The following is a 15,680-nucleotide window of genomic DNA, read 5'->3' as shown; positions in this document are numbered from 1 at the left end:
GCCCATGGCAAAACGTTTTTCCGCTAACGACATTCCCCTCGGCCTGACGTTCGACGACGTCCTGCTGCGGCCAGCGGAAAGCTCGCTCGTCCCCTCGCAGGCGGATACGCGGACCAAGATCAGCCGCGAGATTTCGCTGAATATCCCGATCATCTCCAGCGCGATGGACACCGTGACCGAAGCGGACATGGCGATCGTCATGGCGCAGATGGGCGGCCTTGGCGTCCTGCACCGCAACCTCACGATCGAGGAACAGTGCGCCGCCGTCCGCCAGGTCAAGCGGTTCGAGAGCGGGATGGTCGTGAACCCGATCACCATCACGCCCGATGCCACGCTGGGCGAGGCGCGTGCGATCATGCAGGCGAACTCGATCTCCGGCATTCCGGTGGTCGAGGCCAGCGGCAAGCTGTGCGGCATCCTCACCAACCGCGACGTGCGCTTTGCCATCAACGACGCGCAGCCGGTGAAGGAACTGATGACGGCGGACAACCTCGCCACGGTCAGCGCGGGGATCGGTTCGGACGAAGCCCGCCGCCTGCTGCACCAGCGCCGGATTGAAAAGTTGCTGGTGGTGGACGATGCCTACAAGTGCGTCGGCCTCATCACCGTCAAGGACATCGAGAAGGCCGTTCTCCACCCGGATTCCACCAAGGACGGTTCGGGCCGCCTTCGCGTGGCCGCCGCCTCGACCGTGGGTGACAAGGGCTTTGCCCGCACCGAGGCGCTGGTCGATGCCGAAGTCGACATCATCGTGATCGACACCGCCCACGGCCACAACAAGGACGTGGCCCTGTCGGTTGAGCGCGTGAAGAAGATCTCGAACTCGGTACAGGTCATCGCCGGCAACGTCGCCACGGCAGAGGCGACCAAGGCCCTGATCGATGCGGGCGCGGACGGTATCAAGGTCGGCATCGGGCCCGGTTCGATCTGCACCACGCGCATTGTCGCAGGCGTCGGCGTGCCGCAGCTTACCGCCGTTATGGAAAGCGCCGAAGAAGCCGAAAAGCACGGCGTTCCGGTGATCGCAGATGGCGGCATCCGCACGTCGGGCGATGCGGCGAAGGCCGTTGCCGCCGGTGCCTCGACGATCATGGTCGGCTCCATGCTGGCCGGGACCGAGGAAGCGCCGGGCGAGACGTTCCTGTATCAGGGCCGCGCCTACAAGTCCTATCGCGGCATGGGCTCTGTCGGCGCGATGGCGCGCGGCAGTGCTGACCGTTACTTCCAGCAGGACGTAAAGGAACAGATGAAGCTCGTGCCCGAGGGTATCGAGGGCCAGGTTCCCTACAAGGGTCCGGCGCGCGACGTCATCCACCAGCTCGTCGGCGGCATCAAGGCGGCAATGGGCTATACCGGGTGCGAAAGCATCGATTCCCTGCGCAAGGACGCGGAGTTTGTGCGGATCACCAATGCCGGACTTCGCGAAAGCCACGTCCATGACGTCGCGATCACGCGTGAGGCGCCCAATTATCCGACTCGCGGCGGCTGATGGCGCGCAAGTCCGGGTCGGACCCGGCAAAGCTTGCCACCGATGCCATGTGGCTCTGGGCAGAAAGCTGGTACGTGATCGCCATGCGTAGCTGGATGATCATGGCCGGCGACCCGCGCGCCCAGCGCGAGGCGAACCTCATGGTAGCCGAAAAGGTGCGCGCCGCTGCCGAACTGTCGTTCATGGCGATGACCGGTTCGCTGGGCGTTGGCGACAAGGCGGTCGAACGCACGATCGAACACGTCGGCCGCAAGGTGACCGCGAACCGCCGCCGCCTTTCAAAGGGCAAGTAGCGCCATGCGCCCCGCAGCCCGCGTCCAGGCCGCGATCGAGATCCTCGACGACATCATCGCCGCCGCGCGCAACAACGGGGCGAGCGCGGACCGTATCGTCGCCGAAGGGCTGAAAGCGCGCCGCTATGCCGGTTCGAAAGACCGCCGCGCCGTCCGCGAACACATCTACGCCGCGATCCGCGCTTGCGGACCCGTCCCCGAAACGGGTCGCGCTGCGATACTGCGGCTTGCCGAGGTGGAGCCGGAAATCGCGGACCTGTTCGACGGGTCGGACTATGGCCCCGCCGCAATCGTAAACGGCGAGCCTGTCGCCAAGGGCGGCATCGCGCCCGAATGGCTGGAACAAGCACTGGCTGACAGTGGCATTGCGGGCGGGGCGGCCAGCGCGCTGCTGGAACGCGCGCCGCTGGATATCCGTGTCAACACGCTGAAGGCCGATCGCGATACGATCGAATTGCCGGAACAGGGCGAACCGCTTGTCGCGCCGCAAGGCTTGCGCTTTCCCGTCGGCACGCCGGTCGAAAGCTGGGATGCCTTTGCCAGCGGCGAGATCGAGGTGCAGGACGGCGGAAGCCAGCTTGCCTGCTCGGTCGTCGAGGCGAAAGCGGGCGAGACGGTGATCGACCTTTGCGCCGGGTCCGGGGGCAAGACTCTCGCACTTGCCGCGCAGATGTCGAATGGCGGAACGCTGATCGCGGCGGACACCAACCGCGACCGCCTGTCGCGTCTTGCCCCGCGGGCCGAACGTGCGGGCGCAGAGATCGCGCATACGGTGCTGCTCGATCCGAGCCGCGAGATGGAAGCGCTGGCGCCGTGGGAAGGAAAGGCCGACGCCGTGCTGGTCGACGCGCCCTGTTCGGGCACCGGCACATGGCGCCGCAATCCCGAAGCGCGCTGGCGGCTGAGCGAAACGGACGTGGCGAAATACGCCACGACGCAGCTGCGAATCATCGAGATCGCGGCCTCACTCGTGCGTCCCGGCGGGCGGATTGTCTTCGTCACCTGCTCCCTGCTGGATGCCGAAGGGGCGCAGGTCCTGGATCTTTTTCTTGCGCGAAATCCGCGATTTTCAGCAGGTAATGTCAAGCTTTCCGCCGGTTCGCCGCGCGGCAAGGGCTGGCGTCTTGCACCTTATGACGATGCCACTGACGGATTTTTCATCGCGCGTATAGATTTGGTCTGGTAGGTTAAGCGCACGATGGCAGTTGTTAACCAACGATATTCCGCTGCCAGTTCTGAACGGACCAGGGAGCTGCTGATGCGCTATACGCCGATCGCCGCCGCGATTTCCCTTTTTGTCGCCGTGAGTGCGAGCAGCAGTTTCGGTCAGGCGCCGGTAACAACAAATCCTCACGTCGCAGAGCTTATCGATTCCGGCCGCACAGCGCTTGCCGCTGGCGACCTGGATGGTGCGACGGACCGGTTCGAGGCGGCTCTCGCCATCGAACCTTCCAGCACGCAGGCGTACCTGCAGCTCGCCGAAGTTTCCCGCGCCAAGGGGATGCAGGGTCAGGCGATCAAGTATTACCGCGAGGCGCAGGAACGCGATCCCGGAAACCTCGCCGCGATTTCGGGTGAGGGCGCGGCGATGGCCGAAAAGGGCGCCGTCACGCAGGCCGAAGGCAACCTTGCCAAGTTGCAGTCGATGTGCGGCACTAATTGCTCAGAGGCGGCTGAACTTGCCAGCGTGATCGCGCGCGGGCCGCTGCCGAAGGTGAAATCGGCCGAAGCAACAGCGACCACTTCGGAACCCGCTGCCCGTAATTGAGCGGTGGAAGCGCCCTCAAAGGTGAGGACGGAACAGCTCCAGCACTCGTGCATAGACGTCCCGCTTGAACGGGATGATGAGTTCCGGCAGCAGATCGGGTTCGGTCCAGCGATAGTCGTTGAATTCGGCCGGATCGTGGACGGCCAGGTCGATGTCGCTTTCCGTGCCGGTAAAGCGCATCAGGAACCACGACTGGCGCTGCCCGATATACTTGCCCTTCCACAACTTGCCCTTCAGCTCATCCGGCAGGTCGTAGAACAACTCTTCCTCTGTCCGGGCGATGATTTCCGCCTTGTCGCGGGCGATGCCCGTTTCCTCGTGCAGTTCGCGGTAGGCGGCCTCGACAAGATCCTCGCCCGGATCGACGCCGCCCTGCGGCATCTGCCACCAATCACCTTCCTTCGTGTCGATCCGCTTGCCCACGAAAACGCGGCTCTGCTCGTTCACGATCATCAGGCCGGCGCAGGGGCGGTAAAGGGCGGGATCGGGTTTCGACATCGGGGTTCCTTGGAAGATGGCTGGGCGAGGCTTTTGGACAAGATTGCTGGTGAAAAACATCGTCATGCGATGCCGCCATATCAGGGGTCATAGTTTTTCTGAATTGAAACGCGCAAGTTGGAGGCCTAGGTCCGCCCAACGATTTTCGGCTATTCGTGAACGAAAGCCACTGCAAGGATAAGTGAATGGCGTCCGATAAAACCACCGCCGCAGAGGCTGTCGTCGTCCGTTTCGCGGGCGACTCAGGCGACGGGATGCAGCTGACGGGGGGACAGTTCACGCTGTCGACCGCGCTGGCCGGTAACGATCTGGCGACGTTCCCCGACTTCCCGGCGGAAATCCGCGCGCCGCAGGGCACATTGTTCGGTGTTTCGGCCTTCCAGATCAACTTCGGGTCGACCGCCATCGAAACCGCGGGCGACGCGCCCGACGTTCTGGTCGCGATGAACCCGGCGGCGCTGAAGGTGAACCTTGCTGCGCTGAAGCCGGGTGGGCTGATTATTGCCGACACGGGCGAATTCACGAAGCGCAACCTCGACAAGGCAAAGTACGATGCCAATCCGCTTGAAGGCGACGGCCTTGCCAAGTGGGACGTCCTGGCCTTCGACATCAGCGAACTGACGTTGGAAGCGGTGAAGCCCTTCGGCCTCGGCAAGAAGGAGGCACTGCGCTGCAAGAACATGTGGACGCTGGGCCTTGCGCTCTGGATGTTCGACCGTCCGCGCGAACCGATCCACGACTGGCTTAAGCAGAAGTTCGCCAAGGCGCCCGAACTGGCCGAAGCGAACATCGCCGCGCTCGACGCTGGCCACGCCTATGGCGAGACGGCGGAGATTTCGGGCCCGCTCAAGCAGGTCCATGTCGATCCCGTCGCATCGGAACCGGGCCTCTACCGGACGATCACCGGTGCAGAATCGATCAGCCTCGGCCTTGTCGCAGGTGCCCAGCTTGCCGAACTGCCGATGTTCTTCGGTGGCTATCCGATCACGCCCGCATCCGCGATCCTGCATCATCTTGCGCGCCTGAAGGAGTTCGACGTGCAGACCTTCCAGGCAGAGGACGAGATCGCCGCGATCTGTTCGGCGATCGGCGCGTCTTATGCCGGACAGCTTGGCGTTACCTCTTCGTCGGGCCCGGGCATTGCGCTCAAGGGTGAGGCGATGGGCCTTGCGATCATGACCGAGCTTCCGCTCGTCATCGTGAACTCGCAGCGCGGCGGCCCCTCGACGGGCCTGCCGACCAAGACCGAGCAGTCGGACCTTTACCAGGCGATCTATGGCCGCAACGGCGACGCGCCGATGCCCGTAATCGCCGCGCGCAGCCCTGCCGACGCGTTCGAATGCGCGATCGAAGCCTGCCGCATCGCGGTCGAGTACATGACCCCTGTCATGCTGCTGACCGACGGCTACATCGCCAACGCGGCAGAGCCGTGGAAGGTGCCGAACCCTGCCGACTACAAGCCGTTCCCGGCGAAGTTCCTGACCGAAAAGAACGCCAAGAATGCCGACGACGAGGACGAACTGCTTCCCTTCGCCCGCGACGAAAAGGGCGCACGCCCCTGGATCAAGCCGGGCACGCCGGGCCTGATGCACCGCATCGGCGGGATCGAGAAGGCGCAAGGTACCGGCCACATCGACTACTCGCCCGCCAACCACCAGGCGATGACCGACGCCCGTAAGGCGAAGGTCGACGGCATTGCGAACTCGATCCCCGATCAGGACGTCTGCCTCGGCAACGAGAGTGGTAAGCTCGTCCTTGTCGGCTGGGGTTCGACTTACGGACCGATCCATCAGGCCGTACGCCGTTCGCGTAAGCGTGGTCTGGACGTCAGCCACGTTCATGTCCGCAATGTCTGGCCGCTGCCGAAGAATCTAGGCGAATTGCTCAAGGGCTTTGACAAGGTGCTGGTCCCCGAAATGAACACGGGCCAGTTCAAGACCGTCCTGCGCGACCAGTATCTCGTCGATGCACAGCCGCTGACCAAGACCAGCGGTCAGCCGTTCGCCATCGCCGAGCTTGAGGACGCGATCTGCGACGCCCTTGGCGAGCCGCGCCCCAGCCAGATCGGCGGCGAAGTCGAAGTCAACGAAACCCAGCTTCCGAGCCCGGAAGCGGCCAATCCTTAAGGTCCGCGAACAATGAACGACATGACTCCCGTGCAGACCACGCTCAAGGACTGGGAAACCGACCAGGAGGTACGCTGGTGCCCCGGTTGCGGTGACTACGCGATCCTGAAGGCGGTGCAGCGCACCCTGCCGCAGCTGAACGCCGATCCGGCCAAGACCGTCTTCGTGTCGGGCATCGGCTGCTCCAGCCGCTTTCCTTATTACGTCGAAAGCTACGGCTTCCACACGATCCACGGCCGCGCGCCCGCGTTTGTTACCGGCATCAAGCTTGCGAACCCGGAACTCGACGTCTGGATGGTGACGGGCGACGGCGATGGCATGTCCATCGGCGGCAACCACACGATGCACATCCTGCGCCGTAACATCGACGTGCAGATCCTGCTGTTCAACAACGAGATCTACGGCCTTACCAAGGGCCAGTATTCGCCGACCAGCCGCCAGGGCACGAAGAGCCCGTCGGCCCCCGGCGGATCGATCGACCGCCCGGCACAGCCCTGCGCCTTCGCGCTGGGTTCGGGCGCGCGTTTCGTGGCGCGCGGCTTCGACGTGTCGAAAAACCTGCCCGAAGTGCTGAAGGCAGCGCATGCCCACAAGGGCGCGGCCTTTGTCGAGATCTTCCAGAACTGCATCGTCTACAACAAGGACGTCTTCAACGACTTCGCCGCGCCCAAGGGCGCGGAGGATCAGCAGCTCTGGCTCGAAGACGGACAGCCGATGCTTTTCGCCAAAGGCACCAAGGGCCTTGCCCGCGATGTCGAGAACATGACCCTGAAGGTGGTCGACGTTGTCGACGGCGACTGGGAAGGCGCGGGCGTCATGGTTCATGACGTGAAGAACCGCACGCTGGCCCACATGCTGGTGGAACTGCCCTTTGGCCCGTTCCCGATGGCGCTCGGCGTCATCTATGACGATCCGCGTCCGGCCTATGACGCTGTTGTCGCAGAGGAAATGTCGAAGGCCCGCTCGGCCAAGGCCAGCAACCTCGGTGCGCTGCTTTCCAAGGGTCAGACCTGGACGGTTGACGGGACTGCGCAAGACCCCATCTGACGGGGCATGAGCACACTCTTCTCCCCGTTCACCATTCGGGGCCTGACACTGCCGAACCGCATCGTCATGGCCCCGATGACCCGCAACTTTTCCGACGACGGCGTGCCTACCGCCGAAATGGCGGAATACTATCGCAAGCGCGCCGAAGGCGAGGTCGGGCTGATCCTGTCCGAAGGCACGGTGATCGACCGGCCCGAGGCGCGCAACGATCCGGGCATCCCCTATTTCCACGGCGAAGCGGCGCTGGCGGGCTGGAAGAACGTGGTGGACACCGTCCACGACGCCGGCGGCCTGTTCGCACCGCAGATCTGGCATACCGGCCTTGTCCGCGGCCAGTTCCCCGACAAGCCGCGGCCCGGCACGCCCGAAGGCCCTTCGGGCCTCTACATGCCGGGCGAGCCCTATGGGCAGGCGATGACCCGCAATGACGTCATCGACACCATCGACGCTTATGTCGATGCCTGCCGCGCGGCGGTGGAAATCGGATGCGACGCCATCGAACTGCATGGCGCGCACGGTTACCTGATCGACCAGTTCTTCTGGGACGGCACCAACCAGCGCGACGACGAATGGGGCGGCGCGACGCTGGTCGACCGCAACAGGTTCGCCACCGATGTCGTTTCCGCCGTACGCAAGGCGATCGGCGATACGCCGTTGTTCCTGCGCATCAGCCAGTGGAGCCAGCAGGACTATACCCGCCGCCTTGCCACCACGCCTGACGAACTGGCCGCGTGGACACAGCCGCTGGTCGATGCAGGCGCGGACATGCTGCACTGTTCGCAGCGCCGGTTCTGGGAGCCCGAGTTCCCCGAGATTGACGGCGATAAGGGCCTGAACTTCGCAGGCTGGGTCAAGAAGCTGACGGGCGTGCCGACGATCTCGGTTGGCTCGGTCAGCCTGTCGCAGGACTTCTTTGGCGCCTTTGCCGGACAGGAAACCGATGCGACAAGCGATCTGGGCGATCTGGAAGAAAGGCTGGACCGCGAGGAATTCGACCTCATCGCCGTTGGCCGCGCGCTGATCGCGAACCCTGACTGGGTCAAACGTGTACGTGAAGGCGAGATCGGCAAGCTCGACGGTTACAAGACCGATATGCTGGGCGAACTCGTCTGATCCGTCCGCCTACGTAAGAAATAGGGGAGCCTGCGACGCGCCGGCTCCCCTTTTTCTTATCCGTTGCCGCGCGCCTGCTTTGTCTGCATGAGGCGGGCCAATGGACAATCTTACGCATAGCCTCGTCGGAGCACTTCTTGGCCAGGCGGGACTGAAACGCCGCACCGGCCTTGCCATGCCCGCACTGATCTTCGGGGCCAACCTGCCCGACATCGACGCTGGCTGCGTCGTCTATGGCATTGAAAGCCTCGCCATGCGGCGCGGTCTGACGCACGGGCCGATTGCGTGGGTGCTGCTGCCGCTGCTTCTTGCGGGCTTCCTGTGGTGGTTCGACCGCTGGCAGGCGACCCGCCGCACGCGGCCCGAAGACAGGCTGCCGGTGCATTTCGGCTGGCTTTACCTGCTGGCCTTCGTCGGCTGCCTGTCGCACCCTGCGCTCGATTGGATGAATTCCTACGGCATTCGCTTGCTGGAGCCGTTTTCAAGCCGCTGGTTCTATGGCGACACGCTGTTCATCATCGATGTGTGGATCTGGGCGGCGATGATCTTCGCCTTCGTGTTCTCTCGCCGGATCGAAAAGCGCGGTACCGGAAACTGGCGCAGGCCCGCTCTACTGGGGCTGGTCGCGGTGCTGGGCTATATCAACTTCAACATGGTAGTGACCGCCACCGCCCGCGCGCAGACGCCGCAGGCCGAGGCGATCGCCAGCCCCGTGCCGCTGGCATTCTGGGCCCGCGACATGATCATCGAGGTCGACGGCCCGATCTATCGCGGCAAGGCGAAGCAGCGCTGGACGCTGGGGCAGGGGTTGTCGGACGATTATACCCTCCTCACCGATCAGCCCGCCTGTATCCACCCGCTGCAACTGCCGATGTTCGCGCACGATGACGCAGAGGTGCGTGCGTTCCTGTTCTGGTCGCGTGCGCCCTATGTGGAGCGGGAAGATCGCGACGGGCGCATGGTCGATGTGCTGAAAGATGCGCGCTTTGATGGCCGTTTCGAGGTCGAGGTCGATGTGCCCGCAGAGGCGGAGGAGTGTTACTTTGAGTAGGCGTCCGCAGCCCTGTCCGCAGGTCGTTGCAGCAGCGCGGCGGCGGTAAAGGCCCAGGCCGCACCGCCCAGCCAGCCTGCGATGGCATCGCTGGGCCAATGAACGCCCAGCCATACGCGGCTCCACGCGATGGCCATGCTGGCCAGCAGCGCCACGCCGATCAGGGTCATGCGAACCGACTGCCGCGCCGACAAAGTCGCAAAGGCCAAAGCCATTGCGATATATACCACCGCCGAATTGAACGAGTGGCCCGAAGGGAAACTCATCCCCCCGGCCTCGGTCAGGTGGAGCACGATTGCGGGACGGGCGCGCCCGACGACTTGCTTGATCCCGCTGTTGACCAGCCAGCCGACGATGACCGTTGCGGCAAGCAGCGTCGCTTCGCGCCGTAGCCGCAGAAATAGCAGCGCGACGACCGCGCCCAGCGCGAACAGGTTGCGCAGCAGCACCCCGCCAAGGGCCGTGACGTCGCGTACCATTTCCAGCAGCTTTTCCGGCCCGCGCGGCACCATGCCGTCCGCGCCGCGCCAGAACATCAGGCCGAACCGGTCGATCGCCTGCGTATTGTCGGTCTGTACGGCAATGGCGATGGCGGCAAATCCCAGCCAGCAGAGCAGTGCGACGATGAGTGCCTTGCGCTGATCGATGCGCCACCCGCGTTCGGGCAATACCAAAGTCTTCTCCGGAACCGTCATCTGTCGGGAACCCCTGAATGATGCCCCCCGTTCCCGAAAGGCGTACTTGCCGCTAGCACGGGTGCGCCTGTTTTCGGGAGATTGAATGACCGCCCCCCGCATCGTCTGGTTCCGGCGCGACCTTCGCCTGTCCGATCACCCCGCGCTGTGTGCAGCGGCCGCCGAAGGGCCGGTGATCCCGGTCTATGTGCTTGACGATCAGGGCCCGGACCATCACGCGATGGGCGGTGCTTCGCGCTGGTGGCTGCACCATTCGCTGGAATCGCTTGATGCCTCGTTGGGGCGGCACCGGTCGAAACTGGTTCTGCGGCGCGGCGATGCTGCGACGGAGATTGCGAAGCTGGCGGAGGAAACTGGCGCCTGCGAAGTCCATGCGATCCGTCATTACGAACCGTGGTGGCGCAGGGCGCAGGGCAAGCTGTCGAAAGAGGTCGAGCTATGCCTCCACGATGGCAACTACCTCCTGCCGCCGGGCACCGTCACGACGGGTTCAGGAGATCCCTACAAGATCTATACCCCCTTCGCGAAAGCGGCGCGCCAGTGCCTGCCCGCGCGCGAGGTGCTTGAGGAACCTTCGTTCTCCAATCCCGATAGCTGGCCCAACTCCGAAAAGCTGTCGGACTGGAACCTGCTGCCGACAAAGCCCGACTGGGCAGATGGTTTGCGCGAGGCATGGGAGGTCGGCGAAAAGGCCGCGCTCGACCGGTTGGAGGCATGGGCCGACCATGTGAAGGACTATGAGGACGACAGGAACCTGCCGTCGATAGATGGCTCCTCGCGCCTGTCGCCGCACCTGCATTTCGGAGAGATTTCGCCGACGCAGGTCTGGGACCGGCTTTCGCGGCACACGGGGGCCGGGGCCGACACCTATCGCGGCGAACTGCTGTGGCGCGACTATGCGCAGAACGTGATCTGCCAGTTCCCCGACTATCCGACGCAATCCTATCGCGATTACGACAACTCGTTGTGGCGCAATCCCAACCGCGGCCACCTGATCGAGGAGGACCTCGAAGCCTGGCAGAAGGGGCAAACCGGCTATCCCATCGTTGATGCCGGAATGCGCCAGCTCTGGGTCACGGGCTGGATGCACAACCGCGTGCGGATGATCGCGGCGAGTTTCCTCGTGAAGCACCTGCTGATCGATTGGCGGCACGGTGAACAGTGGTTTTGGGACACCCTTGTCGATGCCGATTACGGCAACAACGGTGTCAACTGGCAATGGATTTCGGGGACCGGCGTCGACAGCAACATGTTCAGCCGGATCATGGCCCCGCTCAGCCAGTCGGAAAAGTTCGATGCCGCCGCCTATATCCGCGAATGGGTGCCGGAACTGGCGGACCTGCCGAACGACCAGATCCACGATCCCGACGACAGGCACCGGCCAGAGAACTATCCAGAGAAACTGATCGGCCACAAGGAAGCGCGCGAGCGGGCGCTGGCTGCCTACAGGGAGATGAAGTCAGGCGGTTGAAAGGCGGCGCGGCGCGTCGCATAGATGGCCTTGATGGGACAGGGAAATACGCGCGGACGGCATCTCTTCGACGGCGGCCTTCGTTTCGGCGACGGCGGCGGGCTGATCGCGCGCCTTGTGGCGGGCGGCGTCGACAAGGTGGTCGAGAAGATCGACGCGGGCCTCGAAACGGGCCGGATCGAGGCGCGCCTGCCCGATGGTTCGATCCGCGTCGTCGGCGGCCGGCGTCCCGGTTTCGAGGCCCGCATCCATATCCGCGACTGGCGCGCCATCGTGCGGCTCTTCACCGGCGGCTCGGTCGGCTGGTACCGCGCCTGGGAAGCGGGTGAGTGGGACAGTCCCGACCCCGTTCCGATCTTCGCGCTGTTCATGAAGAACGCCGAAGGATTGGGTTCGGTCGGGCGCGCGAAGGGGCCGTGGCGCATGGCATCGCGGCTGGCGCACTGGCTCAACCGCAATACGATCAGCGGGGCCAAGGCGAATATCTCGGCCCATTACGACCTCGGCAACGACTTCTATGCCGCGTGGCTGGACCCGACGCTGTGTTATTCCAGCGCGCTGTTCGCGGGTACGGACGTGCCGCTCGAACAGGCGCAGCAGGCGAAAGTGCGGGCGCTGGCGAACCGGCTCAACCTGTCAGGCGGCGACAAGGTGCTCGAGATCGGTTGCGGCTGGGGCTATCTGGCGCGCACGATGGCGAACGACTTTGGCGCAAATGTTACCGCGATCAGCCTGTCGGACGAACAGCTTGCCCATGCGCGCGAAGCCAACTCAGATGACGCGCGCAAGGTTGATTTCCGCCATCAGGACTACCGCGATACATCCGGGTGCTATGATGCGATCGCCAGTGTCGAAATGGTCGAGGCGCTGGGCCGCGAATACTGGCCGACCTACATGGACTGCATTGCGCGCAACCTGAAACCGGGCGGGCGCGCGGCGATCCAGTATATCTCGATCCGCGACGACCTGTTCGAGGCATATGCCGCCTCTGCCGATTTCATTCAGGCCTTCATCTTCCCCGGAGGCCTGCTGATCCGAACCAGCGAGTTCAGGCAGCTTGCCGAAGATCGGGGGCTGTCGTGGGAAGACCAGACCGACTTCGGGCTGGACTATGCCGAAACGCTGAAGCTGTGGCGTAATGCGTTCGACCGCGCGGCAGCGGAGGGAAAACTGCCGCGCGGTTTCGACGACCGCTTCGTAAGGCTCTGGCGGTTCTACCTGATGTATTGCGAAGGCGGCTTCCGCGGCGGCGGGATCGACGTTCACCAGGTTACGCTGGTGAAGAACGCCTGACGCCGCCTTTAGGCGAAACTACCTGATCTCAGACCCGGCGCGCCGATGCGTTGCGATAGCGCCCGACTATGTCGTCATAGACGATCGGGCTCAGCAGGTTTTGGAAAGCGCAACCGACGAGGTTGTTCTGCCACCAGATCACTTCGCACTGCAGGGCGGCAAGGCCCGGCAGCTTGAGCCAGCACAGCGTGCCGACGGCGAGACGATTGACGCACTGGGCCGAAAATCCGCCGAGCGAAAGGTCCTGGACCTCGCTCGAAAAGCCGTGTCCGCCTGCCGGGCGCAGCGTCACCGGTATGGTGAGCTGAAGGCGCGGCGAGCTGCGATCTTCCTGCGACGCCTTGAAATAGCGGTCGGAGAGGAAAAATTCGGTCATGGCACACGTTCCCTTGCAAAAGAGACGCCCCCGGAGGGGCAACCATAGCCGATTTCGCCATATGCGGGACTCGGCCGTTCCTGAGTTCGGCCAATGTGCCCCAATCGCGGTTAGCGCGAGGTTTTCAAACAGGGTTAACGGAAACTATCTCGCCGTTAGGAAGCTCTTCACCAAGCATGTTTGCAATGAACTGCGCCACGACTTCGGGCGGCTTTACCGTCGACGGGTCCTCGCCCGGATAGGCGCGAGCACGCATTTCGGTGCGGGTTGCGCCGGGGCTGACGAGTACGGTGCGGATGCGGCTCGTGTTCGCGTTTTCCAGCGCATAGCTCTTGAGAAGACTGTCAAAAGCAGCCTTCGTTACCCCGTATCCGGCCCAGTAGGCACGGGCGTTCGCGCCCACCCCGCTGGTGAGGCCTACGACCTTGCCGGCTTCGGCGTTCTTCAGCATCGGATGGAACGCGGCGAGCAGCGTCTGCGTGGCCAGCACGTTAACCGTGAGCGCATTGCTGAAGGCCTTGGGATCGAGATCCTGAACCGGTGTATGGGGCAGGAACACGGCCGCATTGATGACCAGAACGTCCAGCGCGTCCCACCGTCCGGCGATGGCGGTGGCGAGTCGCGCGACCGAGTCGGGCTCTGCCAGGTCCATCGGCGCGATTGTCGCGCTGCCACCGGCCTTGTGTATGGCCTCTTCCACTTGTTCCAGCTTGCGGTCGTCGCGCGCGGTCAGGATGACGTGCGCGCCGCGTGCGGCCAGTTCGATGGCCGTGGCAGCGCCGATGCCCTTGCTCGCCCCGGTGACGAGCGCCAGCTTGCCCGCAAGGGGCTTGTCGCCAGTGCTGTCTTCCATCACGCGGCCTTTTCGCCGAGCAGGGGAAGCTGCGGGGTCTCACGCTCCGAAAGGTCGGTGAGGCGCGTGGGATATTCGCCGGTGAAGCAGGCGTCGCAGTACTGCGGGCACTTCTTCTTGCGCTCGTCCTCGCCCACCGCGCGGTAGAGACCGTCGATCGAGACGAAGGCGAGACTGTCGGCCTGGATGAACTTGCGCATCGCCTCCACGTCCATCTGCGCAGCCAGCAGCTTGGACCGTTCGGGCGTGTCGACGCCGTAGAAGCAGGAATGTTCGGTCGGCGGGCTGGCGATGCGCATGTGCACCTCGCTGGCACCTGCCTCGCGCATCATCTGCACGATCTTTAGCGAAGTCGTGCCGCGCACGATGGAATCGTCGATGAGGATGATGCGCTTGCCTTCGACCAGCGCGCGGTTCGCATTGTGCTTGCGCGCGACCGAGGAATGGCGCTGACCGTCCGACGGCTGGATGAACGTGCGCCCGACATAGTGCGAACGGATGATGCCCAGTTCGAACGGCACGCCCGACTGCTGCGCGTAGCCGATGGCCGCAGGCACGCCCGAATCGGGCACGGGAATCACGATGTCGGCTTCGGCCGGGCTTTCAATGGCGAGCTGTTCGCCGATCGCTTTGCGGACCGAATAGACCGAGCGGCCGCCGCTGATGGAATCGGGGCGGCTGAAATAGACGTGCTCGAAAATGCACGGGCGCGAGGCCGGCGTGCCGAACGGACGATGGCTGCGCACCGAGCCGTCGAAGTCGACCTCGATCAGCTCACCGGGTTCGACCTCGCGCACGAATTCCGCGCCTACGATGTCGAGAGCGACCGTTTCGCTGGCGAAGACGGTGGCATTGTCGATCTTGCCCATGACGAGCGGGCGGATGCCCAGCGGGTCGCGGCAGGCGGCCATGCCGTTGTTCGTCATCACGATCAGCGAATAGGCCCCTTCGACAAGGCGCAGGGCATCGACGAAGCGATCAAGCATAGTCGGATAACGGCTGGTCGCGACGAGGTGGATGATCACCTCGGTATCGCTGGTCGACTGGAAAATCGCACCCTTGCGGACGAGATCGGCGCGAAGGTGCATCGCGTTCGAGATGTTGCCGTTGTGTGCGATGGCAAAACCGCCGCTGGCCAGATCGGCATAGAGCGGCTGCACGTTGCGCAGGCCCGAACCGCCGGTCGTCGAATAGCGAACGTGGCCCGCGGCCATTTCGCCGGGAAGTTCGGCCAGGGCCTCGCCGGTCGAGAAATTTTCGGCCACGTGACCCATGCCGCGGCGGGTGAAAAACTCTGTACCGTCGAAGCTGGTGATGCCGGCGGCTTCCTGCCCGCGGTGCTGCAGGGCATGGAGACCCAGCGCCGTGACCGCCGCCGCGTCGCGGGCGCCGATGACGCCGAAGACGCCGCATTCTTCGCGCAGCTTGTCGCCATCCGCGTCGATGAAGGGATGGAGGCCGAAATCCGTGGACGCCATGCGTTTAATGTTCCGCTGTGTTGCCGCAGGTATGCCTGCTGTGTGGCTGCGCGGCGGCCCTAGCAGAAAGGCCCCGCCGCGTCACGCGGGCCTTTGCCGATGTTTCATCCCGATTACAACCGTCGAGTT

At 64.1% G+C, this 15,680-nt stretch carries 15 protein-coding genes; 10 read left to right on the top strand and 5 right to left on the bottom strand.

The genetic code is table 11. From position 1 onward, the window contains the following. The first annotated feature begins 4 nt into the window (after positions 1–4). The 4 genes from guaB to A9D15_RS00920 all read left to right on the top strand — a co-directional run bounded on the left by guaB (position 5) and on the right by A9D15_RS00920 (position 3,550). Entirely contained in the window at positions 5–1,489 is a 1,485-nt protein-coding gene (guaB, locus tag A9D15_RS00935) for an IMP dehydrogenase (protein ID WP_066760882.1), read from the top strand. Next, entirely contained in the window at positions 1,489–1,782 is a 294-nt protein-coding gene (locus A9D15_RS00930; RefSeq protein ID WP_066760879.1) for a hypothetical protein, read from the top strand. The genes guaB and A9D15_RS00930 overlap by 1 nt, the downstream gene beginning before the upstream one ends. Before the next feature lie 4 nt (positions 1,783–1,786). Further along, positions 1,787–2,968: an RsmB/NOP family class I SAM-dependent RNA methyltransferase gene (locus A9D15_RS00925; RefSeq protein WP_066760877.1), complete on the top strand. Its 1,182-nt coding sequence runs from the start codon at positions 1,787–1,789 to the stop codon at positions 2,966–2,968. A gap of 72 nt (positions 2,969–3,040) precedes the next feature. Continuing rightward, positions 3,041–3,550 carry a tetratricopeptide repeat protein gene (locus A9D15_RS00920; protein ID WP_082924168.1) on the top strand — a complete coding sequence of 170 codons (510 nt, stop codon included), beginning with the start codon at positions 3,041–3,043 and terminating at the stop codon, positions 3,548–3,550. 15 nt (positions 3,551–3,565) lie between these two features. Here A9D15_RS00920 and A9D15_RS00915 read toward each other — a convergent pair whose 3' ends face one another. Continuing rightward, the gene (locus A9D15_RS00915; RefSeq protein ID WP_066761231.1) at positions 3,566–4,048 is read right to left on the bottom strand and encodes an RNA pyrophosphohydrolase; all 483 of its coding nucleotides are present in this window, start codon (positions 4,046–4,048) and stop codon (positions 3,566–3,568) included. 185 nt (positions 4,049–4,233) lie between these two features. Here A9D15_RS00915 and A9D15_RS00910 point away from each other — a divergent pair, with 185 nt between their 5' ends. From A9D15_RS00910 to A9D15_RS00895, 4 genes are all read left to right on the top strand, one after another. Then, entirely contained in the window at positions 4,234–6,174 is a 1,941-nt protein-coding gene (locus A9D15_RS00910) for a 2-oxoacid:acceptor oxidoreductase subunit alpha (RefSeq protein ID WP_066760873.1), read from the top strand. A 12-nt stretch (positions 6,175–6,186) separates the two neighbouring features. Further along, on the top strand, positions 6,187–7,221 hold the full coding sequence (locus A9D15_RS00905) for a 2-oxoacid:ferredoxin oxidoreductase subunit beta (protein WP_066760871.1): 1,035 nt from the start codon (positions 6,187–6,189) through the stop codon (positions 7,219–7,221). Between the two features lie 6 nt (positions 7,222–7,227). Next, complete coding sequence (locus A9D15_RS00900) at positions 7,228–8,334, top strand: NADH:flavin oxidoreductase (protein WP_066760869.1); 1,107 nt, start codon at positions 7,228–7,230, stop codon at positions 8,332–8,334. 100 nt (positions 8,335–8,434) lie between these two features. Then, positions 8,435–9,385, top strand: coding sequence for a metal-dependent hydrolase (locus A9D15_RS00895; RefSeq protein WP_066760867.1), 951 nt, complete (start codon positions 8,435–8,437; stop codon positions 9,383–9,385). On the opposite strand, the gene A9D15_RS00890 is transcribed toward A9D15_RS00895, so the two are convergent. Beyond that, positions 9,373–10,080 (bottom strand): phosphatase PAP2 family protein, encoded by a 708-nt coding sequence (locus tag A9D15_RS00890; protein WP_066760865.1) that lies wholly within the window; start codon positions 10,078–10,080, stop codon positions 9,373–9,375. The two genes, A9D15_RS00895 and A9D15_RS00890, sit on opposite strands and share 13 nt — an antisense overlap. Positions 10,081–10,165: 85 nt before the next feature. Here A9D15_RS00890 and A9D15_RS00885 point away from each other — a divergent pair, with 85 nt between their 5' ends. Together A9D15_RS00885 and A9D15_RS00880 are read left to right on the top strand one after the other, a co-directional pair. Beyond that, positions 10,166–11,551, top strand: coding sequence for a cryptochrome/photolyase family protein (locus tag A9D15_RS00885; RefSeq protein WP_066760863.1), 1,386 nt, complete (start codon positions 10,166–10,168; stop codon positions 11,549–11,551). A gap of 33 nt (positions 11,552–11,584) precedes the next feature. Beyond that, complete coding sequence (locus A9D15_RS00880) at positions 11,585–12,844, top strand: SAM-dependent methyltransferase (protein WP_066761229.1); 1,260 nt, start codon at positions 11,585–11,587, stop codon at positions 12,842–12,844. Positions 12,845–12,872: 28 nt separating this feature from the next. Here A9D15_RS00880 and A9D15_RS00875 read toward each other — a convergent pair whose 3' ends face one another. The 3 genes from A9D15_RS00875 to purF form a co-directional block, all read right to left on the bottom strand. Continuing rightward, positions 12,873–13,220: a PilZ domain-containing protein gene (locus A9D15_RS00875; RefSeq protein ID WP_066760861.1), complete on the bottom strand. Its 348-nt coding sequence runs from the start codon at positions 13,218–13,220 to the stop codon at positions 12,873–12,875. Between the two features lie 124 nt (positions 13,221–13,344). Beyond that, the gene (locus tag A9D15_RS00870) at positions 13,345–14,073 is read right to left on the bottom strand and encodes an SDR family NAD(P)-dependent oxidoreductase (RefSeq protein WP_066760859.1); all 729 of its coding nucleotides are present in this window, start codon (positions 14,071–14,073) and stop codon (positions 13,345–13,347) included. Further along, positions 14,073–15,551 (bottom strand): amidophosphoribosyltransferase, encoded by a 1,479-nt coding sequence (gene purF, locus A9D15_RS00865; protein ID WP_066760857.1) that lies wholly within the window; start codon positions 15,549–15,551, stop codon positions 14,073–14,075. Before purF ends, A9D15_RS00870 begins: the two co-directional genes overlap by 1 nt. Positions 15,552–15,680: the final 129 nt, after the last annotated feature.

The sequence above is a fragment of the Croceicoccus pelagius genome, from assembly GCF_001661915.1.
In the GTDB taxonomy this organism is placed as follows: domain Bacteria; phylum Pseudomonadota; class Alphaproteobacteria; order Sphingomonadales; family Sphingomonadaceae; genus Croceicoccus; species Croceicoccus pelagius.
Note: the sequence above shows the minus strand (reverse complement) of the source record. Positions and strands in the feature narration are given on the sequence as shown.